Origin of the sequence: Aeromicrobium sp. S22 (assembly GCF_009661045.1) — a bacterium.
In the GTDB taxonomy this organism is placed as follows: domain Bacteria; phylum Actinomycetota; class Actinomycetes; order Propionibacteriales; family Nocardioidaceae; genus Aeromicrobium; species Aeromicrobium yanjiei.
Map to the genome: position 1 here is coordinate 1034773 of NZ_WJWV01000001.1, position 19564 is coordinate 1054336.

General features: G+C 70.0%; 24 protein-coding genes. 13 read left to right on the forward strand and 11 right to left on the reverse strand.

From position 1 onward, the window contains the following. Positions 1-2: 2 nt before the first annotated feature. Positions 3-389: a DUF3052 family protein gene (locus GEV27_RS05090; protein ID WP_153653830.1), complete on the reverse strand. Its 387-nt coding sequence runs from the start codon at positions 387-389 to the stop codon at positions 3-5. A gap of 9 nt (positions 390-398) precedes the next feature. Continuing rightward, positions 399-1112: a tRNA (guanosine(46)-N7)-methyltransferase TrmB gene (gene trmB, locus GEV27_RS05095; RefSeq protein WP_309222040.1), complete on the reverse strand. Its 714-nt coding sequence runs from the start codon at positions 1110-1112 to the stop codon at positions 399-401. Positions 1113-1263: 151 nt separating this feature from the next. On the opposite strand from trmB, the gene GEV27_RS05100 reads away from it, so the two are divergent. Next, positions 1264-2106 carry a Bax inhibitor-1/YccA family protein gene (locus GEV27_RS05100; RefSeq protein WP_153653826.1) on the forward strand — a complete coding sequence of 281 codons (843 nt, stop codon included), beginning with the start codon at positions 1264-1266 and terminating at the stop codon, positions 2104-2106. An 80-nt stretch (positions 2107-2186) separates the two neighbouring features. Here GEV27_RS05100 and GEV27_RS05105 read toward each other — a convergent pair whose 3' ends face one another. After that, the gene (locus tag GEV27_RS05105) at positions 2187-3131 is read right to left on the reverse strand and encodes an SGNH/GDSL hydrolase family protein (protein ID WP_153653824.1); all 945 of its coding nucleotides are present in this window, start codon (positions 3129-3131) and stop codon (positions 2187-2189) included. Between the two features lie 116 nt (positions 3132-3247). On the opposite strand from GEV27_RS05105, the gene GEV27_RS05110 reads away from it, so the two are divergent. From GEV27_RS05110 to GEV27_RS05120, 3 genes are read left to right on the forward strand one after another with little or no spacing between them, the layout of a single operon-like run. Beyond that, positions 3248-4144, forward strand: a complete 897-nt coding sequence (locus tag GEV27_RS05110) for a pirin family protein (protein ID WP_153933614.1) — start codon at positions 3248-3250, stop codon at positions 4142-4144. Positions 4145-4202: 58 nt separating this feature from the next. Beyond that, the gene (locus GEV27_RS05115; protein WP_153910219.1) at positions 4203-5021 is read left to right on the forward strand and encodes an SDR family oxidoreductase; all 819 of its coding nucleotides are present in this window, start codon (positions 4203-4205) and stop codon (positions 5019-5021) included. Positions 5022-5027: 6 nt separating this feature from the next. Beyond that, entirely contained in the window at positions 5028-6443 is a 1416-nt protein-coding gene (locus tag GEV27_RS05120) for a cytochrome P450 (RefSeq protein WP_309222041.1), read from the forward strand. Between the two features lie 5 nt (positions 6444-6448). Here the strand turns inward: GEV27_RS05120 and GEV27_RS05125 are convergent, their stop codons facing one another. Then, positions 6449-7300 (reverse strand): SDR family oxidoreductase, encoded by an 852-nt coding sequence (locus GEV27_RS05125; RefSeq protein WP_153933615.1) that lies wholly within the window; start codon positions 7298-7300, stop codon positions 6449-6451. Between the two features lie 127 nt (positions 7301-7427). Here GEV27_RS05125 and GEV27_RS05130 point away from each other — a divergent pair, with 127 nt between their 5' ends. Beyond that, positions 7428-7787, forward strand: coding sequence for a helix-turn-helix domain-containing protein (locus GEV27_RS05130; RefSeq protein WP_153933616.1), 360 nt, complete (start codon positions 7428-7430; stop codon positions 7785-7787). Between the two features lie 8 nt (positions 7788-7795). Here GEV27_RS05130 and GEV27_RS05135 read toward each other — a convergent pair whose 3' ends face one another. Genes GEV27_RS05135 through msrA form a run of 3 tightly spaced genes read right to left on the reverse strand, consistent with a single transcriptional unit; the run spans position 7796 to position 9820 of the window. Continuing rightward, positions 7796-8347, reverse strand: coding sequence for a mismatch-specific DNA-glycosylase (locus GEV27_RS05135; RefSeq protein ID WP_309222042.1), 552 nt, complete (start codon positions 8345-8347; stop codon positions 7796-7798). 15 nt (positions 8348-8362) lie between these two features. Next, positions 8363-9136 carry a potassium channel family protein gene (locus GEV27_RS05140; RefSeq protein ID WP_243838756.1) on the reverse strand — a complete coding sequence of 258 codons (774 nt, stop codon included), beginning with the start codon at positions 9134-9136 and terminating at the stop codon, positions 8363-8365. Between the two features lie 48 nt (positions 9137-9184). After that, positions 9185-9820 (reverse strand): peptide-methionine (S)-S-oxide reductase MsrA, encoded by a 636-nt coding sequence (gene msrA / locus GEV27_RS05145; RefSeq protein ID WP_153653812.1) that lies wholly within the window; start codon positions 9818-9820, stop codon positions 9185-9187. Between the two features lie 142 nt (positions 9821-9962). Here msrA and GEV27_RS05150 point away from each other — a divergent pair, with 142 nt between their 5' ends. Continuing rightward, a complete protein-coding gene (locus tag GEV27_RS05150) occupies positions 9963-11072 on the forward strand; it encodes an AI-2E family transporter (RefSeq protein WP_309222043.1) in 1110 nt (369 codons plus the stop codon). After that, the gene (locus tag GEV27_RS05155; RefSeq protein WP_153933618.1) at positions 11069-11401 is read left to right on the forward strand and encodes an MmcQ/YjbR family DNA-binding protein; all 333 of its coding nucleotides are present in this window, start codon (positions 11069-11071) and stop codon (positions 11399-11401) included. Before GEV27_RS05150 ends, GEV27_RS05155 begins: the two co-directional genes overlap by 4 nt. A gap of 8 nt (positions 11402-11409) precedes the next feature. On the opposite strand, the gene GEV27_RS05160 is transcribed toward GEV27_RS05155, so the two are convergent. After that, positions 11410-11838, reverse strand: coding sequence for a MarR family winged helix-turn-helix transcriptional regulator (locus GEV27_RS05160; RefSeq protein WP_153933619.1), 429 nt, complete (start codon positions 11836-11838; stop codon positions 11410-11412). A gap of 48 nt (positions 11839-11886) precedes the next feature. Between GEV27_RS05160 and ilvA the strand changes: the two genes are divergently transcribed. After that, on the forward strand, positions 11887-13077 hold the full coding sequence (gene ilvA / locus GEV27_RS05165) for a threonine ammonia-lyase (RefSeq protein WP_309222044.1): 1191 nt from the start codon (positions 11887-11889) through the stop codon (positions 13075-13077). Between the two features lie 26 nt (positions 13078-13103). Here ilvA and greA read toward each other — a convergent pair whose 3' ends face one another. Both greA and GEV27_RS05175 read right to left on the reverse strand, forming a co-directional pair. Continuing rightward, a complete protein-coding gene (gene greA / locus GEV27_RS05170) occupies positions 13104-13607 on the reverse strand; it encodes a transcription elongation factor GreA (protein ID WP_153910223.1) in 504 nt (167 codons plus the stop codon). A 68-nt stretch (positions 13608-13675) separates the two neighbouring features. Beyond that, the gene (locus tag GEV27_RS05175) at positions 13676-14050 is read right to left on the reverse strand and encodes a DUF4307 domain-containing protein (RefSeq protein WP_194839860.1); all 375 of its coding nucleotides are present in this window, start codon (positions 14048-14050) and stop codon (positions 13676-13678) included. Positions 14051-14173: 123 nt separating this feature from the next. On the opposite strand from GEV27_RS05175, the gene mca reads away from it, so the two are divergent. Together mca and GEV27_RS05185 are read left to right on the forward strand one after the other, a co-directional pair. After that, a complete protein-coding gene (mca, locus tag GEV27_RS05180; protein WP_309222045.1) occupies positions 14174-15046 on the forward strand; it encodes a mycothiol conjugate amidase Mca in 873 nt (290 codons plus the stop codon). A 4-nt stretch (positions 15047-15050) separates the two neighbouring features. Next, positions 15051-15989, forward strand: a complete 939-nt coding sequence (locus GEV27_RS05185; protein WP_309222046.1) for a cation transporter — start codon at positions 15051-15053, stop codon at positions 15987-15989. Between the two features lie 3 nt (positions 15990-15992). Here the strand turns inward: GEV27_RS05185 and GEV27_RS05190 are convergent, their stop codons facing one another. Further along, on the reverse strand, positions 15993-16415 hold the full coding sequence (locus GEV27_RS05190) for a DUF3224 domain-containing protein (protein ID WP_153910225.1): 423 nt from the start codon (positions 16413-16415) through the stop codon (positions 15993-15995). A 59-nt stretch (positions 16416-16474) separates the two neighbouring features. Between GEV27_RS05190 and GEV27_RS05195 the strand changes: the two genes are divergently transcribed. From GEV27_RS05195 to GEV27_RS05205, 3 genes are read left to right on the forward strand one after another with little or no spacing between them, the layout of a single operon-like run. After that, entirely contained in the window at positions 16475-17293 is an 819-nt protein-coding gene (locus GEV27_RS05195; protein ID WP_153933620.1) for an AraC family transcriptional regulator, read from the forward strand. A 9-nt stretch (positions 17294-17302) separates the two neighbouring features. After that, positions 17303-17536, forward strand: a complete 234-nt coding sequence (locus GEV27_RS05200; RefSeq protein WP_153910227.1) for a hypothetical protein — start codon at positions 17303-17305, stop codon at positions 17534-17536. A 29-nt stretch (positions 17537-17565) separates the two neighbouring features. Next, positions 17566-19551, forward strand: coding sequence for a thioredoxin domain-containing protein (locus GEV27_RS05205; RefSeq protein WP_153933621.1), 1986 nt, complete (start codon positions 17566-17568; stop codon positions 19549-19551). The last annotated feature ends 13 nt before the right edge of the window (positions 19552-19564 follow it).

The window sequence follows — 19564 nt, forward strand, 5'->3', positions numbered from 1 at the left end:
GGCTAGGACTGGTCGATCCGCAGCGCAGCCCAGGTGTCGTCGAGGACCACAGACTCCTCGGCGTACCAGCCGTAGTCCGCGGCGAGCTCCTGGATGGACTCCTCGTCGATGTCGGCGCTGTCGTGCTGGGGATAGCAGACCCAGACGAGGGGGATCGAGCCGATCTGCGGAAGGATCTCGTCGAAGCGGTCGGCGAGGACGAGCCGGTCGTCGGCCACCAGGATTGCCGCGTCGACGGACTCCGGGTCCTCCTCGTCGCGCACCTCGACCATCTCCGCGCCCTCGGGCATCGGGTCGAGCAGCGTGGTCTCCTCGACCGAGGTCCCGACGACCCACACGACGAAACCGTCCGAGATCCGCAGCTTCGCGGCATTGCTGAGATCGGTCATGCGGTCATCCTAGGGCGTACGCCGGACCGCGTGGAGATCACGGATGTCCCGCTCCACACGCAGCCCCTTGCCCTCGAAGCGCGTCTGCGGGCGGCCCTCGAAGCGCTCGGACCAGTCGCCGGAGAAGTCGAAGTCGGGGGAGCCGTCGAGCACCTCCCGCATCTGGTCGGCGTAGTCCTGCCAGTCGGTCGCGAGCCGCCACACCCCGCCCGGCTCGAGCACCCGTGCCGCCAGCGCTGCGAACTCCGGGGTCACGAGTCGCCTCTTGTGGTGGCGCTTCTTGTGCCACGGATCGGGGAACCAGATCCGCAGCTCGTGCACGGATCCCTCCGGGAGCGAGGTCGCCAGCACCTCTGCCGCGTTGACGATCGCGAGCCGCACGTTGGTCACGCCCTCGTGCCGCATCGTGACCAGCGTCTGGGCGACACCGGGGATGTAGACCTCGAGGCCGAGGAAGTCCAGCTCGGGATGCTGCTTCGCGGCGTGCACGATCGCCTCACCCCTTCCGCTGCCGATCTCGACGACCAGCGGCGCTCGGCGCCCGAAGAGCGACTCCTGGTCGAGCACGTACGACGGGTCGATCGAGGTGTTCGGTCCGTGCCGCGGCACGTCCACGACGTACGTCTCGGCGAGCGCGTCCCAAGCGGCCTGCTGGCGCTCGGTCAGGCGGCCTCCGCGGCGGGTGAACGAGACGGGCTCTGAGCGATAGAGGGTGGGTTCCACTCGGGCAAGCGTAGACGTCGAGCCCTCGGACCGGCACCGGGGAGAGGTTGCGAAGGGCAACGACCGATCAGGGATCAAAAAGGCTGTCGCGCGCGTTGGATAGGGTAGTCACAACGACTCCATCTTTCGGAGCCATCCCACGGAGGGAAACATGAAGAGCAGCAATCCTGTCTTCGCCCGCAGCGCCGAGTTCAACGGCCGCGGCGGCGCGATCGCCAACGACCCGTCCCAGTGGCAGGTCGACCTCAACGGCTCGCCCACCCACACCGAGCGCGGCACCGGCACCGGTCGCATGACGATGGACTCGGTCGTCGAGAAGACCGCCATCACGCTCGGCGTCCTGACCGTGGCCGCGGCCATCACCTGGTTCGCGATCGGTGACATCGTGAACCCGACCACCGGCGAGGCCGCGTACGGCAAGGCCGCGACCTTCGCGACCCTGGGTGCGATCATCGGCTTCGTCCTGGCGATGGTCAACTCGTTCAAGAAGGTCGTCAGCCCCGCGCTGGTGCTGGGATACGCAGTCTTCGAGGGTGTCTTCATCGGTGCCTTCTCCAAGGTCATCGCCGGCTACGTCAACGCCCCGTCGATCGTCTTCCAGGCTGTCCTCGGCACGGTCATCGCCTTCGCCGGCACGCTCGCGGCGTACAAGTTCTTCAACATCCAGGTCACGGACCGTTTCCGCAAGATCGTCACGATCGCGATGTTCAGCGTCGTGGGCGTCCTGCTGGTCAACTTCGTGCTCAGCCTGACGGGTGTGCTCGACAACGGCGGCCTGCGTGGCTTCAACACGCTCGGCCTGCTCGTCTCGTGCGCGCTGGTCGTGCTCGCGGTCTTCATGCTGATCATGGACTTCGACTACGTCGAGAAGGGTGTCGCAGCCGGCATCCCCGAGCGTGAGGCCTGGCGCGCGGCGTTCGGCCTGACCGTCACGCTGGTCTGGCTCTACATCGAGATCCTGCGCATCCTCGCGATCCTGCGCGGCGACAACTGATCGACGCAGCAGCCGTGAGCTGACGATGGCCGGCCCCCTCGGGGGCCGGCCATCGGTCTGTTCGGGGAGGTGAGGGTATGTCAGCCGGCGCGGCGGCGACGCAGGACGGTGGCCCACCGTCCGCCGCCGTGGCCGCCGTCCTGGACGACCTGGGTGCCGGCGTGCTGGGACGCCTCGGCTGCGGCGTCGCGCACCGACATGAGGTCGCGCGGGGGCTGCGGCGAGACGAGGTCGGCGTACGCCGAGGACCAGGCCCGCTGGCGCAGCGACGCCGTGACGGCAGGGACCAGGACCGAGACCATGTTGGCGTAGCCGGTCTCGGACGGGTGGAACCGGTCGGCGCCGAACATGACGTCACGGTTCTCGGTGAACAGGTCGCCGAGCAGATCGGCGAGCGAGACGGCGCGTCCGCCGGCCTCGACGACGGCGATGGTCTGGCGACGTGCGAGGTCGCGGCTGATCTGACGGGCGACGATGCGCAGGGGCTGCATGATCGGGCGGATGCTGCCGAGGTCAGGAGTGGTGCCGACGACGACCGCGCAGTCCGAGGCGACGAGGCGCCGGACGACGTCGCCGAGCTGCTCGGCGGACGTCCGCGGTGAGACCCGGTGGGTCACGTCGTTGGTCCCCACCACGATGACCGCGACGTGCGGCTCCCATCCGTCGACCGAGTCGATCTGCTCGGCGAGGTCGGAGGTCTTGGCCCCGACGACTGCGCGGGAGCGGATCTCGACCGGCGCGTCCATGACGTGGGCCAGGCCGATGCCCAGCATCGCGGGAGGTGTCGCGTCGGCGCGGTCCGTGCCGTAGCCGACGGCGGCGGAGTCGCCGATCACCAGCACCCGGATCGGGGCGCCGGGCAGGTCGTCGCCGTAGAGGCCGTCGGGCGACGGCGGACGATCGTCCGTGACCCCGATGGCCTTGCGTGCCAGGATCGCCTCGCCGATCAGGAAGCCGTAGAACCCGGAGACGGTTGCCCCGCCACCGATGAGGGCGGTCGTGGCGATTCTGCTGGTACGGGGCACGCACCGATTTTACGGTGTCACCCTGACACTGACGCGCCTGGCCACTGTCGCGGAGGCGTGACGTTGGATACCCCTGGATCGAGCGAGTCCGACCGGCTGCGACGTACGCTGCTGTCATGAGCGACATGACCCTCGGCGCGCGGGAGGTGCCGTTGGGAGGTCTGCGCGGTCTCACCGTGCACCGCACCTTGCCCCAGCGCGGGTTCCCGACCGTGGGGGCCTGGTGCTTCGTCGATCACTTCGGGCCGACGACCGACCAGATGACCCTCCTGCCGCACCCGCACATCGGTCTGCAGACCGTCACGTGGCCGTTGGCCGGCGAGATCCGCCACCGCGACAGCCTCGGCAGCGAGCTCGTGCTGCGTCCCGGCGAGCTCAACCTCATGACGTCCGGTGACGGCGTGTCCCACTCGGAGTTCTCGGTCGGTGACCCCGACGCCCCGATGCACGCGCTCCAGCTGTGGGTCGCGCTGCCGGCCGGGGCGCGACGTGGGCCCGCGGAGTTCGAGCACCACCCCGACCTGCCCACCGCAGGCGGCGACGGCTGGTCGGCGACGGTCCTGCTCGGCGAGGTCGCCGGGGCGGTCTCGCCGGCCACTACCCACACGCCGATCGTGGGGGCCGAGGTGCGCGTACGGCCGGGGTTCGTGCGGCTGCCGCTGCGGGACGACTTCGAGCACGCAGTCCTCGCGGTCGACGGCCCGGTCACCGTGGACGGTGAGGACATCGCCCATCGTGAGATGCGCTATCTGGCCGTGGGACGCTCCGAGGTCGGCCTGCAGGTCCAGCAGGACACGACCCTGCTGCTGATCGGCGGGGAGCCGTTCGACGAGGAGCTCGTCATGTGGTGGAACTTCGTGGGTCGCTCGCACGACGACATCGCCGATGCCCGAGCGGACTGGGAGGCCGGGGCCGCCCGTTTCGGCCACGTCCTCGGGCACGGCTCGGAGGTCGTGCCGGCCCCGCCGCTGCCGGACGTCCGCCTGACGCCGCGCCGACGCTCTGTCACCTGACCGGATCTTCTGCTAGCGTCCGATCCAGATACTCGCAGTATCTGGAATCGAGGACCGCATGACCTACTTCAGCGGCAAGGTCGCCGTCGTCACCGGCGCTGCGTCGGGCATCGGCCGGGCGCTCGCGGTCGAGCTCGCCCGACGGGGTGCGCGGCTCGCGATCTGCGACATCGACGTCGCCGGGCTCGCCGAGACCGAGTCGCTCGTGCGGGCTGTCGGCGCCGAGGTGCGTGCCGAGGTCCTGGACGTCTCCCAGCGCGAACGGGTCGTCGCGTACGCCGACACGGTCGCCGAGCAGCTCGGGGTCGTGCACCTGGTCTTCAACAACGCCGGCATCGCATTCACCGGCACCGTCGAGCAGATGTCGTTCAAGGACATCGACCGGGTGATGGACGTGGACTTCTGGGGCGTGGTCAACGGCACCAAGGCGTTCCTGCCGCACCTGGTGGCGTCCGGTGACGGACACGTCGTCAACGTCTCGAGCGTGTTCGGCCTGTTCTCCGTGCCGTCGCAGAGTGCGTACAACGCCGCGAAGTTCGCGGTGCGGGGCTTCACCGAGGCGCTGCGCCAGGAGATGATCAACGGCAACCGTCCCGTGAAGGTGACGTGCGTGCACCCGGGCGGCATCAGGACCAACATCGCGCGCAACGGCGGCGAGGTCGAGGGGGTCGACCACGAGCACGTGGCCTCGTCGTTCGACCGGCTCGCCCGCACGTCGCCGGCCAAGGCCGCCGACATCATCCTGGCGGGCGTGGAGAAGGACAAGGCGCGGGTGCTGGTCGGCCCGGACGCGTGGGTGCTGGACGCGTTCGTCCGGCTGACCGGATCGGGCTACCAACGGGTCGTCCGCGCTGTCAGCCGTCGCTCCGGTCTCTGATCGGTCGTGGTGCGCAACAACTGGTCGGGACAGGCCTTCCCGCACCCGCCCGGCCGGCGGCCCGTCGTCGGTGACCTGCTGGGCGCGGACCCGGCGGCCCCGCTGCAGAGCACGATGCGCCGGGCCGAAGGCCTCGGGCCGATCTTCGAGCTGAAGATCTTCGACCAGAAGTTCGTGTTCGTCACCTCGGCCGAGCTGGCCGCGGAGCTGGCCGACGAGAGCCTGTTCGAGAAGGCGTTGTCGCCCGCCCTCGTGGCGCTGCGCGAGTTCGCGGGGCAGGGCTTGTTCACCGCCTACAACGACGAGACCAACTGGGCGCTGGCACACGACCTGCTGAGACCGGCCTTCACCCGCGACGCGATGCGCCGCTACCACCCGATCATGCTCGCCGCTGCGCGTGAGCTCTTCGACACCTGGGACGCGCGCCCGGGACCCGTCGACGTCTCGGCCGACATGACCCGCCTGACGCTGGAGACGATCAGCCGCACCGCGTTCAGCCAGGACTTCGGCTCGTTCACCCGCGAGGACCCGCATCCGTTCATCCCGGCGATGATCGCCGCCCTCCGAGCAGGGCAGCGCAAGGGGACGCTCGCCTCGATGCCCGGCTCAGCGATGATGGCGCGCAGGATCGACCGGCGCAATGCGCACCACCAGGCGTACGTCGACCGGTTGCTCGACGATCTCATCGCGGCCCGGCGCGCCGGGGACGACGACAATGACGACCTGCTCGGCATCATGCTGCACTCGCCGCACCCCGAGACCGGCCAGCGGCTCGACGACGTCAACATCCGGCACCAGATCCTGACCTTTTTGGTCGCGGGGCACGAGACCACGTCGGGCGCCCTGTCGTTCGCGCTGCACCACTTGAGCCGGAGCCCCGCCGCACTGCAGCAGGCGCAGGCCGAGGTCGACCGGGTGCTCGGCCCCGATCCCGACGTCGAGCCGACCTTCGAGCAGGTGCCCAAGCTGCGCTACGTCCGCCGGGTGCTCGACGAGGCGCTGCGGCTGTGGCCGACCGCGCCCGCGTTCGGCCGCAGCCCGCGCCGAACGACCACGCTGAGCACGGGGCACGTCATGCGGCCCGGTGACTGGGCCCTCGTCCTGCTCCCGCTCGTGCACCGCGACCCGACCGTGTGGGGCGAAGACGCCGACCAGTTCGACCCCGACAGGTTCCTGCCCGGTCGGTCGCGCGGCCGGCTGCCCCACGCCTACAAGCCGTTCGGGACGGGGGAGCGGTCGTGCATCGGTCGGCAGTTCGCGCTGCACGAGGCGGTCCTGGTGCTCGCGCAGATGCTCCACAGCTACGACCTCGAGCCCGATCCCGCGTACGAGCTGCGGATCTCCGAGCGGCTCACCCTCATGCCGGTCGGCTTCGAGCTGACGCTCACGCCGCGGACGCCCGGCCCGGCCCCCGCGGCGTAGAGGGGTCACACAGCGGCGCGAAGCGTCTCGGCCAGTGGCGTGGTCGGACGGCCGATCAAGGTGCTGAGCTCGTTGCCGGCTACCTCGAGCTCGCCGTCACGGATCGAGGCGTCGGTGCTGACCGCGAAGTCGGCCCAGAACGGCGGGACGCCGGCCTCGGCGAGGATGGCAGCCTGCTCCTCGGGCTGCACCTGCGCCACCGACACGGGGGAGCCCAGCACGTCGCCGATCGTGGACGCGAGCTCGGCCTGCGACCAGGCCACGTCGCCGCCCAGCTCGTAGACCGGCTTCAGGGGCTCGTCGGTCGTCAGCACGACCGCCGCCGCCTCCGCGAGGTCGGTGCGGGCGGCGCTGGAGACCCGTCCGTCACCTGCGGAGGTGAGGACCGAGCCGGTCTGGCGCGCGGTCTCGAGGGTCGGCAGGTAGTTCTCGTGGTACCAGCCGTTGCGCAGCAGGACGTGGTCGATCCCGCTCTGGGCGAGATACTGCTCGGTCGCGAGGTGATCGGGCGCGACCGGCAGCGTGGACGTGTCGGCAGCGGGCGCGCTGGTGTAGGCGACGAGCGATACGCCGTTGTGAGCGGCCGCGTCGATGATGCCGGCGTGCTGCGCACGACGGTCGCCGAAGTCGGTTCCCGAGATCAGCAGCAGCCGGTCGACCCCGGCGAGCGCGCTGTCGAACGATCCGGCATCGGTGTAGTCGGCGACACGGACGTCGACGCCGCGGTCTGCGAGGGGCTGGGCCTTGTCGCGGTCGCGCACGACGGCGACGATCTCGGCGGCGGGGACCCGGTCGAGCAGGGAGCTGACGACGAGCGAGCCCAGGTGGCCGGTGGCGGCGGTGACGGCGATGGTCATGGTGATTCCTCTCCTTGGCACCGCGGACGTTCCGGGCACTGCCAGAGAACGTACACTAACTATTGGTTAGTGCCAACTAAAAGTTAGCACTAACCAAGTGATAGCATCGGATGACAGGAGGTCTCCCATGCCCCAGGAGTCGGTTCCGTTCGACGTCTTCACCGCGATGTGCCCGTCTCGCGAGGTGCTTGAGCACGTGACGAGCCGGTGGGGGGTGCTGACCCTCGCCGCGTTGTCGAGCGAGCCGGCACGGTTCGGCGAGCTGCGCCGCCGGGTGGACGGCATCAGCGAGAAGATGCTCTCGCAGACCCTCAAGGCCCTTGAGGGGGACGGACTCGTCGACCGGCGGGTGCACTCGACCCTGCCGCCTCACGTCGAGTACGTCCTGACGGCCGCGGGCCAACAGGTCGCGGAGGCGGTGCAGGCGTTGATCGTCTCGCTCTATGGCGTGATGCCCGACGTCATGCGCGTGCGCGACGGCGTCTGAGCAGGGGCTCAGACCACGCCCGCGGCCTCGGCGGCGGCGCGATAGGCGACCGCGAGCGAGTCGACCGTCTCGTGCGCGTTGAGGCCGCTCGGGTTGGGCACGACCCACACGTCCGCCCCCGCGATCGTGCGGTCCTGGCGGCCGGCGGCGGCCTTCTTGTCCGCGAATGCGATGCGGTACGTCGTGATGCCCGCGAACGCGACGACGCGCGGCCGGTGCCGGGCGACGAACGCCTCGAGCCGGGCTCGCCCGGCGAGGATCTCCTCGTCGTCCAGCTCGTCCGCGCGGGCGGACGAGCGGGCGACCATGTTGGTGATGCCGACGCCTCGCTCGAGCAGGACCGGTGCGGCGTCCTGTGGTGTCAGGACGTCGGCAGGAAGGATCCCGGCCAGCCGCAGCGCCGGGTAGAAGCGGTTGCCCGGTCGGGCGAAGTGCAGCCCGGTGGCCGCGCTGACCAGCCCGGGGTTGATGCCGACCAGCAGAAGGCGCAGGTCGTCAGGGACCAGGTCCGGGATCGTCCGACCGGCGTACGACTCGAGCTCGGCGCGGGTGAGGGCCACGTCGAACACCCTAGGTCAGCGGTGCACCACGGGGCCGGGCGCCTCGTCGTCCGTCAGGCCGTCACGGGGTGGCTCGCCCTGACGCAGGATGATCTCGCGCAGGCTGAGGATCTCCTGGTGGAGGACGGCGATGTCCCGGGCCGTCGCCGCCTCCGCCTCGTCGCTGGCCTCGGACACGCGCTCGACCAGCCACGAGGCGAAGGACGCCGTCACGACGCCGAGCACGGCGATGCCGGAGAACATCAGGCCGGCGGCGATGAAGCGACCGGTCGTGGTCACGGGGAAGGTGTCGCCGTAGCCGACGGTCGTGATCGTCGTGATCGACCACCAGACGGCGTCGCCGAAGGACTGGATCGAGCCCGTGCCGCCGCGTTCGACGTCCAGCACGGCGAGCGAGGCCACGAAGACGATCAGCGTTACCGATCCGACCAGGTAGATGCCGACCTTGCCGCGCATCGTGCTCCCGGCGTGCCGATTCAGGACGTGGAGGAGGCTGACGAGGCGCAACAGCCGCAACGGCCGGATCAGTGGGAGCAGCACGACGGCGACGTCCACCGGCGTGCTGCGCACGAAGGCCCATCGGTCCTCCGACAGGGCGATGCGCACGATCAGGTCGACCGCGAACATCGCCCACGTTATCCACACGATCCACCGGCAGGCCACGACCCACGAGCCCGCGAGGTCGGGCTCGAGGATCGGCCACGCGTACGCGGCGAGGAAGATGAGTGCCGATGCGGTCATGGGGACGTCGACCAGGCGCTCCCAGTTGTCTCGTCGGTGTTCTGCCACCCGCTGATGGTGACAGACTCTCAGGCCACCCGGCCCCGTGCGTCGCCCCTAGGCGTACGAGACGCCCGTGGCGTGCAGCGGGCAGTAGCCGAACGGGTTCTTGACGAGGTACTGCTGGTGGTCGTCCTCGGCGTAGTAGTAGCGCTCGAGCGGCTGGATCGAGGTCGTGATCTCGCCGTAGCCGGCCTCGGTCATGCGCTTCTGGTAGCGCTCGCGCGACTCCTCGGCCTCCTGCTGCTGCTCGGGGGTCGTGGTCAGGATGACCGAGCGGTACTGCGTGCCGCGGTCATTGCCCTGACGCATGCCCTGCGTCGGGTCGTGGTTCTCCCAGAACACTTGCAGCAGCTTCTCGAAGCTGAGCTTCGCGGGGTCCCAGATGACCCGGACGACCTCGGCGTGCCCGGTGCGGCCCGTGCAGACCTCCTCGTACGTCGGGTTGGGGGTCTGCCCTCCGGCATATCCGACCGACGTCGACCAGACGCCCGGGATCTCCCAGAACGTCTTCTCCTCGCCCCAGAAGCAGCCGAGGCCGAACACGGCCGACTCGTAGCCCTCGGGGACCTGCGTCTCGACGGGGGTGCCGAGGACCAGGTGCGTGCCGCCGACCTGGAACTGTCGGCCCTCGCGGCCCGGCAGGGCGGCGTCGGGCGTCGGGAGCTCTGACTTGCTGCGACCAAAGATCATGGTTCCACCTCTCACGTGGAGTCTACGAAGGCGTGCTCCACGACGTGTGCAACGCCGAAGGGGCGCCGCTGTGTTCCCGGCCCGTGGATGCCGGGACCTCGGCCCCGTGGCGGATAGTGTGACGCAGGAGGATGGTGAGGGTGTGAGCGAGAGATATCAGGTCCCCATCGGGGTGGAGATTGCCACCCAGTGGGCGTGGCGCCTGCTGGTCATCGGAGGCGCGGGGCTCGCCGTCATCTGGCTGCTGCGCTACTTCTCGGAGATCTCGGTCCCGATCGCGATCGCCTTACTGGGGACCGCCCTGACCGCCGGCGCGGTCAACTGGCTGCAGGACCGAGGGCTGCCGCGCCTGCTCTCGACCTTCATCGTCGTGATCTTCATGCTCGTGGCCTTCTTCGGCATGCTCACCCTCGTCGGGCAGCAGCTCTCGACCCAGGCGACCCAGCTGCGTGCCAATGTGGTCGACGGCATCTCCGAGGTCCAGCGGTGGGCCGAGACCGGCCCCCTGCACCTGACGGACAGCCAGCTCAAGGGCTGGGTCGACAGCGCCAAGGAGTCGATCTCCTCGAGCGACACCTCGATCCTCACCCAGGCCGGCGAGGTCGGGTCGACCGTGACGCACCTCGTCGCGGGATTCTTCATCGCCCTGTTCGCCTCGTTCTTCTTCCTCTACGACGGCAAGCGCATCTGGTCGTGGGTCGTGGCGCTCTTCCCGCGCGCCGCCCGCGACAAGGTGGATTCCTCGGGCCACACAGCGTGGACGTCGCTGACCGCCTTCGTCCGGGCAACGGTGCTCGTCGCCTTCACGGACGCCGTGGGCATCGCCCTGGGCGCCTGGCTCCTCGGCGTCCCCCTCACCCTGGCCATCGGTGTGCTGGTGTTCCTCGGTGCGTTCATCCCGATCATCGGTGCCCTGCTGTCGGGCATGGTCGCGGTGCTCGTCGCCCTCGTCTCGCAGGGTCCGCTGACCGCGTTGTTCATGCTCCTGGTCGTCATCGCCGTGCAGCAGCTCGAGTCGCACGTCCTGCAGCCCTTCCTGATGGGCCGGCTCGTCGCGGTCCACCCGCTCGCGATCATCCTGGCCATCGGGGCAGGCGTCACGGTCGCAGGCGTCGTGGGCGCGCTGATCGCGGTGCCTCTCGCGGCATGTCTGAACGGGATCGTGCACCACCTCGTCGCCAGTGCGAAGGAGTACCAGGACGAGCCCGAGCCCGACGTCCCGCTTGAGCCCCCAGAGTCGGCCGGACGATGACGGACGTCCACGCGTTCTGCGCGGCCCTGCCCGGAGCCGTGCTCACGTTCCCCTTCGGCGAGGACACCGCGGTCTACAAGGTCGGCGGCAAGATCTTCGCGCTGACAGGGGTCGCGGGTCCCGCCAGCATCAACCTCAAGGCCGAGCCCGCCGACGTGACCGGGCTCGTCCAGACGTACGCGTCGATCGAGCGCGGCTACCACATGAACAAGAAGCACTGGATCACCGTGCAGCTCGACCGGAGCCTGCCCGAGGGGCTGCTCGCGGAGCTGATCGAGGAGTCGTACGACCTGGTCGTGGACAAGCTCCCTGCCCGCGCCCGCCCCTGAGCGCCACCTCAGGCGGTGTCGCCGAGGGCTGCCGTGAGTCTGACCAGGTCGTCGCGCAGGTGCGTCCGGTCGGCGTCCGACCAGCCCTCGAGGGCCTCGCTGAGGAATGCGAGCCGCTCGTCGAACGTCCTGGCGAGGCTTGCCGCGCCGGCGTCGGACAGCGCGATGAGGCGGGCTCGTCCGTCTTCCGGATCGGGCTCGCGGTCGATCAGGCCGTGGTCCCCGAGCTGCTGGACGTGACGGCTGACCGTGGAGGCGTCGAGCTTCATCGCCTCGGCGATGTCGCCGAGGCGCATCGCCCCGTTGCACCTGAGCGTGTAGAGAAGAGACGCCTGGGAGGGGTCGATGACGCCCGCGGACCGGGCCCGGAAGCGTCGTCCGGCGACCATCATGAGGCGGACGAGCGCCTCCTCGGCCGAGTGCGGACCTGATTGCATGATGCAACCATAACGGGTCTGCTGAACCCGACGAGATAGGTTGATGGCGTGGACCTGAGCGACGTGCGACGAGCCCGCGAGCTCCTGGAGTCAGTCACCGAGACGACGCCGATGGCGCACTCGCGATGGCTGAGCTCACGCACGGGACAGGACGTGTTCCTCAAGGCCGAGAACCTGCAGCGCACCGGCTCGTTCAAGATTCGCGGTGCGTACGTGCGCATGTCCCGGCTCACCCCGGAGGAGCGGGCGCGCGGCGTCGTGGCCGCCAGCGCCGGCAACCACGCGCAGGGCGTTGCGCTCGCGGCCTCGCTGCTGGGCATCAAGTCCACGATCTTCATGCCGGTCGGGGCGGCGCTGCCCAAGGTCGCCGCGACGCAGAGCTACGGGGCCGACATCCAGTTCCACGGCACCGGCGTGACCGAGGCGCTCGTGCCGGCGCGGGCCTTCGCCGAGACGACCGGGGCGGTGCTGATCCATCCGTTCGACCACGAGGACATCATCGCGGGCCAGGGGACGGTCGGCCTGGAGATCCTGGAGCAGTGCCCCGACGTCCGCACGATCCTCGTTCCCCTCGGCGGCGGAGGGCTCGCGGCGGGCATCGCGCTGCTGCGCACCGAGCGCCCCGACCTGCGGATCATCGGTGTGCAGGCCGAGGACGCCGCGGCGTACCCGGCCTCGATCGCCGCAGGTCAGCCGCTCGCCTCCGACATGGGCGTCACGATGGCCGACGGCATCGCGGTGGCTCAGCCCGGTGACATCCCGTTCGAGATCCTGCACTCGCTGCTCGACGAGGTCATCACGGTCAGCGAGGAGTCACTCAGCGGCGCCCTGATCTCGCTGCTCGAGCGGGCCAAGATGCTGGTGGAGCCCGCAGGAGCCGCCGCCGTCGCCGCGCTGCTCGAGCGGCCCGAGGCGTTCGAGGGCCCGGTCGTGGCGGTGCTCTCGGGCGGCAACATCGATGCCCTGGTGCTGCTGGACGTCATCCGGCACGGCCTCGCGGCGGCCGGCCGGTTCCTCACGATGCGCGTGCGGATCGGTGACCGGCCGGGTGAGCTGATGCGGTTGCTCAGCGATCTCGCGCTCATGCAGGTCAACGTGATGACCGTCAACCACGACAGGTCGTCCGAGCTGCTGGGCGTACGCCAGGTCGACGTCGACATCCAGGTCGCCACGCGCGGTCCGCAGCACCGCGACGAGGTGCGTTCCCGGATGGTCGACCTGGGCTACCAGCTGCTCTGACCCGGCCCCGTAGGGGCCGAGTCGGGTCAGAAGGGCTTCGCGGCGACGATCTCCACCGAGAGGCTCTTGCCGTTGGGGGTCTCGTAGGTGACGGTGTCACCGACGGACTTGCCCGCGATCGCGGCACCGAGCGGCGAGGTGGGGGAGTAGACGTCGATGTCGACGCTGGAGTCCATGCTGAGCAGCTCGCGCGATCCCAGCAGGAACTGCTCGGTGTCGGAGTCGCCATCGAAGCGGATCGTGACGATCATCCCGGCCTCGACGAGTCCGTCGTCGGCTGGCTTGTCGCCGACCTCGGCACGGCGCAGCATGCTCTCGAGCTGGTCGATGCGTGCCTTGGTCTTGCCCTGCTCCTCGCGGGCGGCGTGGTAGCCGCCGTTCTCCTTGAGGTCGCCCTCGTCACGCGCAGCGGCGATCTTGTTGGTGATGTCTGCCCAGACGTCACCCTTCAGGTGCGCGAGCTCCTGCTGCAGACGCTCGTACGCCTCCTGGGTCACCCAGATGGTGTCGGTCTCTGTCGGCTGAGTCATGCGAGTGCTCCTTTACGTGCTGCACCCCAGGCCATCGCCTGGGGTGAACTTGCAAGGCTAGCACTCAATCAACGAATCACACACGTTCTCAGGACGCCGTTGACGGCCGGCCGCTCGGTCTCGATCTCCGCGGTCACCCGCATCTCCTCCTTGTCGGAGGCGGGCAGGTCGATGGTCTTCTCACCGACGATCGAGTGGTCCTCGGCCTGCGCGTAGACCGTGCACTGCACCGCGACGGGATCGGGCCGGACCACGTCGAGCGTCACCACGACGGAGGAGTCGTTGACAACGTCGTACGCCCAGAGGCGCGCGGTCACGGGGTCCTTCTGGAAGCCGACCCAGGCCGCGAACGCGACGCCGATCGTGATGCCGACGGCTGCGACTGCCGGCCAGAACCAGCGTGGGCGCTTGGTGGTCGCGTAGCGAGAGCTGAGGTCGGTCACGCCTGTCATTGTCTCAAACCGACCCAACCACGGTGCGCACGGGCTGGTGCGTCAGGAACACCCACCCCGCGTACGTTGTTGCCGCAGGTGCAAGGATTTGTGAACGCCCTCTGAAGGAGAACCGTGGCCGAGAAGCTCCGCCTCATGCACGTGCACGCCCATCCCGACGACGAGTCGAGCAAGGGGGCGGCGTCCACCGCGAAGTACGTCGCGGAGGGGGTCGACGTCCATGTGGTGACCTGCACCGGCGGCGAGCGCGGCTCGATCCTCAACCCGCAGTTCAAGCACCCCGGCATCGAGGACAACCCTGAGCTCATCACGTTGATCCGCCGCGAGGAGATGGACCGGGCGCGGTCGATCCTCGGCATCACCCAGGACTGGCTCGGCTTCGTCGACTCCGGCTGGCCCGAGGGCGATCCGAAGCCCCCGCTGCCCGACGGCTGCTTCGGCCTGAAGTCGGTCGAGGAGGCCGCCGAGCCGCTCGTCCGGCTGATCCGCTCGTTCAAGCCGCACGTCCTGACGACCTACGACGAGAACGGCGGCTACCCCCACCCCGACCACATCATGTGCCACAAGATCAGCGTCGAGGCGTACGAGGCTGCGGCCGATCCGACGCGCTATCCCGACGCCGGCGAGCCGTGGCAGGTCTCCAAGCTCTACTACCACCTCGGCTGGAGCTGGGAGCGCATGGAGGCGATCGCGAAGGCGATGGAGGCGCACGGGCTGGAGAACCCCTACGCCGAGCGGTTCAAGGACTGGGAGCGCAAGCCCGAGGACGAGGCCCGCCTCACGACACGCGTCGAGTGCGCCGAGTACTTCCCGGTGCGGGACGCGGCCCTGCTCGCCCACGCGACGCAGATCGATCCGGACGGCTGGTTCTTCGCGGTGCCGCACGAGATCCAGGCCGAGGCCTGGCCGAGCGAGGACTATCAGCTCGTGGACTCCAAGGTCGAGACGTCGATCCCCGAGACCGACCTCTTCGCAGGATTGCGCTGACGATGTGAACATCACCGTCATCGTCGCGTTCACGGCCAACGTCCTCGTGGCGCTGGCCAAGACGACGGCGGCGGTGCTGACCGGCTCCGCGTCGATGGTCGCGGAGTCGGCGCACTCGTGGGCCGACACCGGCAACGAGGTCTTCCTGGTGATCGCCGATCGGCGCTCCCGCCGGCACGCCGACCACACCCACCCGCACGGATACGGCCGCGAGGCGTACGTCTGGTCGATGTTCGCAGCCGTCGGGCTGTTCGTCGCCGGAGCGGCGGTCTCGATCGTCCACGGCATCCAGGAGCTCGGGGCAGACGAGGGCAACGACAGCTTCACGATCGCGTACGTCGTGCTGGGCGTCTCGTTCGTGCTGGAGGGGACGTCGTTCCTGCAGGCGTACCGCCAGGTGCACCGGGGCGCCGCTGCCGCCGAACAGACGGTGCTGCAGACCGCGCTGTCGACGTCGGACCCGACGCTGCGCGCGGTGTTCGCGGAGGACTCGGCGGCGCTGATCGGCATCGTCATCGCCGCGACCGGCATCGGGCTGCACCAGGCGACCGGCTCGCCGGTCTTCGACGCGATCGGCTCGATCCTGGTCGGCGTGCTGCTCGGGGTGATCGCGTGGGTGCTGATCGACCGCAACCGCAGGTTCCTGGTAGGCATGGCGGTGCCGCCGGAGATCGACGACCTGGTCCGCCGACGCATCGTCTCGATGCCGGAGGTCTCCAGTGTTGGCTACCTGCACGTCGAGTTCGTCGGCCCGCACCGGGTCTACCTCGTCGCGAGCGTCGACCTGGTGGGTGACGACAGCGAGTCCGTCGTGGCGGACCGGCTGCGCGCGCTCGAGCGCCGGCTCGAGTCCGAGGAGGCGGTGGTCGAGGCCGTGCTGACGGTGTCCCGGCCGGGACGGCCACCGGATGCGGATCTTGACGGGATCGAGCCACCCGACTGACGGCTACAGGTCGTACGCCAACGAGATCTCGTAGCCGTCGTCGCTGTGTCCCGCGAGCTCGACGGTGGCCTCGCCCCTCAGCCCTTCGAGGCCGCCCGTGCCCAGGCCCTCGAGCACGTGCAGGGTCGCCCGCACGGCCTCGGCGTCGTGCTCGCCCGCGTGCTGCAGGACCAGGGACCCGTCGTGGCCGTCGATCGAGCCGGTGAAGTGCTCGAAGCCGACGACAGGGGCCGCTCCCGGTCGGTACGAGATGAGGTAGGTCAGCGTCCCGGTGCCCTCGATGGCGCCGGAGTACGCATAGGTGACGTCGGCTCGGGTGAACCCTCGCTGGGGGAGCTGCTTGCCGTCGCCGTCGATGTCGACGACGACCTGCTCGTCCCATCCCGTGACGGTGAACCTGGCGGTGGTGGTGTGCTGTCTGGTCATGCCCTCGACGCTACGGACGAGGGCTGTGCCCAGGCTTGGACAAACGCGACACTGGTGTCATGACCGATCCGCACGGGCGGGGAGAGGCCGCGATCCTGCGCCCGACCGCCGCCGCGCAGCACTTCAGCGTGGCCCGGGTCGCGCCGTCGCAACGGTGGGCACGCTTCGTGGAGTACGTCTGGATCGCCCGGTGGGAATGCCCTGAGCCGTACGACCAGCAGGTCATCCCGCAGCCGTGCGTGCACGTGACGGCCGAGACCTGGCAGGGCGTGCCGCGGCTGCTGGTCAACGGCATCACGCGGGAGCCGTTCATGCGCACGCTCGAAGGAACCGGGCACGTCATCGGCGCCACGTTCCGGCCTGCAAGCTTCAGAGCAGTGCTCGGCGCGGATCTCGGTGTCGTCGCCGGGAGGGTCGTGCCGCTCGGCGACGTGGTCGGTCCGGACGACTCCGCGGTTGCCGCCGACCTGCTCGGGTCCGGTGCGAGCGACGAGGAGATGGCCGCAACGCTCGAGTCCCACCTCGACGCCTGCGGCGCGCAGCCCGATCCCCTCGCGGACGAGCTCAACGCCTTGGTCCGCAGGGCGGAGGTGGATCGCTCGATCACCCGCGCCGACCGGCTCGCGGACCTGGCAGGCGTGAGCCTGCGGACACTGCAGCGCCAGTTCACGGCGTACCTCGGCATCGGGCCCAAGTGGGTCGTCCAGCGATTCAGGCTGCTCGACGCCGCGGCGGCGGCCCACGCAGGACCCACCGACTGGGCCGCGCTGGCGGTCGATCTCGGCTTCGCCGACCAGTCGCACCTGACCCGGGCGTTCACCGCAGTCGTGGGGACGCCCCCGAGGACGTACGAGAGGCAGGCTCGGTCGGGCGCGTAGGATGGAGGCATGCGTTCCTACGTGTTCCTGGCCGATCTCGCGGCGAAGGTCGACGACAAGCAGCTCGACCCGAACGACGTCAAGCCCGGATGGGTCGCCTTGGGGATCGTGGTCCTGCTCTGCATCGCCGTCGCGATCCTCGCGCGGTCCTTCCTGCGGCACAGCAGGAAGGCGCTGGAGACCTGGGACGACGAGGACGCCGACCCGGGCGTCAAGCGCACCACCCCGCACGACCGCAGCTGATCGTCGGGCCGCGCGCCTAGGCTGGTCGTATGCCCAACCGCCTGGCCGAGGCCACCAGCCCGTACCTCCAGCAGCACCGGGACAACCCGGTCGACTGGTGGGAGTGGAGCCCTGAGGCGCTTGAGGTGGCCCGGACACTCGACCGCCCGATCCTGCTGAGCGTCGGCTACGCGGCCTGCCACTGGTGCCACGTGATGGCGCACGAGTCGTTCGAGGACGCGGCGACCGCGGCGTACATGAACGACCACTTCGTCAACATCAAGGTCGACCGCGAGGAACGTCCCGACATCGACGCGGTCTACATGCGCGCGACGCAGGCCATGACCGGTCACGGCGGCTGGCCGATGACGTGCGTCCTGACTCCCGACGGTGAGCCGTTCTTCGCCGGCACGTACTTCCCGCCCGAGCCGCGGCAGGGTGCGCCGGCGTTCAGTCAGGTGCTGCAGGCCCTCGCGGATGCGTGGGAGAACCGCCGCGACGAGGTGATGACCGTGAGCCGGGACGTGCTGGAGCACCTGCAGGCGTCGGTCGACCAGGGCAGCGGTGCGCTCGGCCCCGACGAGCTCGACGAGGCGGTCGTGACGCTCGCCGGGTCGTACGACCAGGAGGCGGGCGGGTTCGGCGCGAGCCCGAAGTTCCCGCCGTCGATGGTGCTGGAGTTCCTGCTGCGCACCGCCGCCCGCACCGGGTCGCAGCAAGCGCTCGACATGGTGGCCGGCACGTGTGAGGCGATGGCGCGGGGCGGCATGTACGACCAGCTCACCGGAGGCTTCGCCCGCTACAGCGTCGACCGCTACTGGCGGGTGCCGCATTTCGAGAAGATGCTCTACGACAACGCCCTGCTGATGCGGGTCTACCTGCACTGGTGGCGCGAGAGCGGATCGCCGCTGGCCGAGCGGGTCGTGCGGGAGACCGGCCGGTTCCTGCTCGACGAGCTGCGTACGCCCGAGGGCGGGTTCGCGTCCGCGCTGGACGCCGACAGCGACGGACACGAGGGCACGTTCTACGTCTTCAACCCCAACCAGCTCATGCGCACGCTCGGCGCCGCCGACGGGGCCTGGGCCGCGCAGCTGCTGTCCGTGACGGGGGCGGGGACGTTCGAGCGGGGGTTCTCGACGCTGCAGCTGCTGCAGGACCCCGACGACGACGCGCGCTGGCAGGACGTCCGGGTGGGGCTCGTGGCCGCTCGCGCGGAGCGGACCCGCCCGGCCCGCGACGACAAGGTCGTCGCGTCGTGGAACGGGCTGGCGATCTCGGCGCTCGCCGAGGCCGGTGTCCTGCTGGACGAGCCCGACTTCACCGCCGCAGCGCTCGCCGCGGCCGAGCTGATCCACGACGTCCACCTCGCTGACGGCTTCCGACGCACGTCCCGCGACGGCGTGGCCGGGGCCAACGCGGCGGTGCTGGAGGACCACGGCGCGGTCGCCGAGGCTTTCCTCTCGGTGCTGGGGGAGACCGGTGACGCGATCTGGCTCGACCGTGCCCGCGTGCTGCTGGACCGGGTCGTCGACCACTTCGCGGACCCGGCGGGCGGGTTCTTCGACACCGCCGACGACGCCGAGACCCTCGTCGTACGACCGCAGGACGCCTCGGACAACGCCTACCCGTCCGGCACGTCAGCCGCCGTGCACGCCCTGATCGCGTTTGCCGCGATCACGGGGGAGCACCGCTACCGGGAGGCCGCGGAGTCGGGCATCGCGGCGGCCGCGCCGATCGGCACGCAGCTGCCCCGCTTCGCCGGGTGGACGCTCGCCGCCGCCGAGGCGGTGGTCGCGGGGCCGCTGGAGATCGCGGTCGTGGGTGCACCGGAGCAGCGTGCCGAGCTGCATCGCGCGGCGCTCGGGCTCACGTCGCCGGGTGCCGTCGTCGTGGCCGGGGAGCCGGGCCTGGCGATCCCGCTGTTCGAGCAGCGAGAACTCGTGGACGGCGACGCAGCCGCGTACGTGTGCCGGGGCTTCGTGTGCCAGCGCCCCGTCACCACCGTCCCAGATTTGCGGGCTTCTGCACGTTCTTGACCCAAGAAACCGT

Coding starts and splice junctions, on each gene's coding strand:
- GEV27_RS05090 (WP_153653830.1), bottom strand. CDS start 389: ATGACCGATCTCAGCAATGCCGCGAAGCTGCGGATCTCGGACGGTTTC.
- GEV27_RS05100 (WP_153653826.1), top strand. CDS start 1,264: ATGAAGAGCAGCAATCCTGTCTTCGCCCGCAGCGCCGAGTTCAACGGC.
- GEV27_RS05110 (WP_153933614.1), top strand. CDS start 3,248: ATGAGCGACATGACCCTCGGCGCGCGGGAGGTGCCGTTGGGAGGTCTG.
- GEV27_RS05115 (WP_153910219.1), top strand. CDS start 4,203: ATGACCTACTTCAGCGGCAAGGTCGCCGTCGTCACCGGCGCTGCGTCG.
- GEV27_RS05125 (WP_153933615.1), bottom strand. CDS start 7,300: ATGACCATCGCCGTCACCGCCGCCACCGGCCACCTGGGCTCGCTCGTC.
- GEV27_RS05130 (WP_153933616.1), top strand. CDS start 7,428: ATGCCCCAGGAGTCGGTTCCGTTCGACGTCTTCACCGCGATGTGCCCG.
- msrA (WP_153653812.1), bottom strand. CDS start 9,820: ATGATCTTTGGTCGCAGCAAGTCAGAGCTCCCGACGCCCGACGCCGCC.
- GEV27_RS05155 (WP_153933618.1), top strand. CDS start 11,069: ATGACGGACGTCCACGCGTTCTGCGCGGCCCTGCCCGGAGCCGTGCTC.
- GEV27_RS05160 (WP_153933619.1), bottom strand. CDS start 11,838: ATGCAATCAGGTCCGCACTCGGCCGAGGAGGCGCTCGTCCGCCTCATG.
- greA (WP_153910223.1), bottom strand. CDS start 13,607: ATGACTCAGCCGACAGAGACCGACACCATCTGGGTGACCCAGGAGGCG.
- GEV27_RS05190 (WP_153910225.1), bottom strand. CDS start 16,415: ATGACCAGACAGCACACCACCACCGCCAGGTTCACCGTCACGGGATGG.
- GEV27_RS05195 (WP_153933620.1), top strand. CDS start 16,475: ATGACCGATCCGCACGGGCGGGGAGAGGCCGCGATCCTGCGCCCGACC.
- GEV27_RS05200 (WP_153910227.1), top strand. CDS start 17,303: ATGCGTTCCTACGTGTTCCTGGCCGATCTCGCGGCGAAGGTCGACGAC.
- GEV27_RS05205 (WP_153933621.1), top strand. CDS start 17,566: ATGCCCAACCGCCTGGCCGAGGCCACCAGCCCGTACCTCCAGCAGCAC.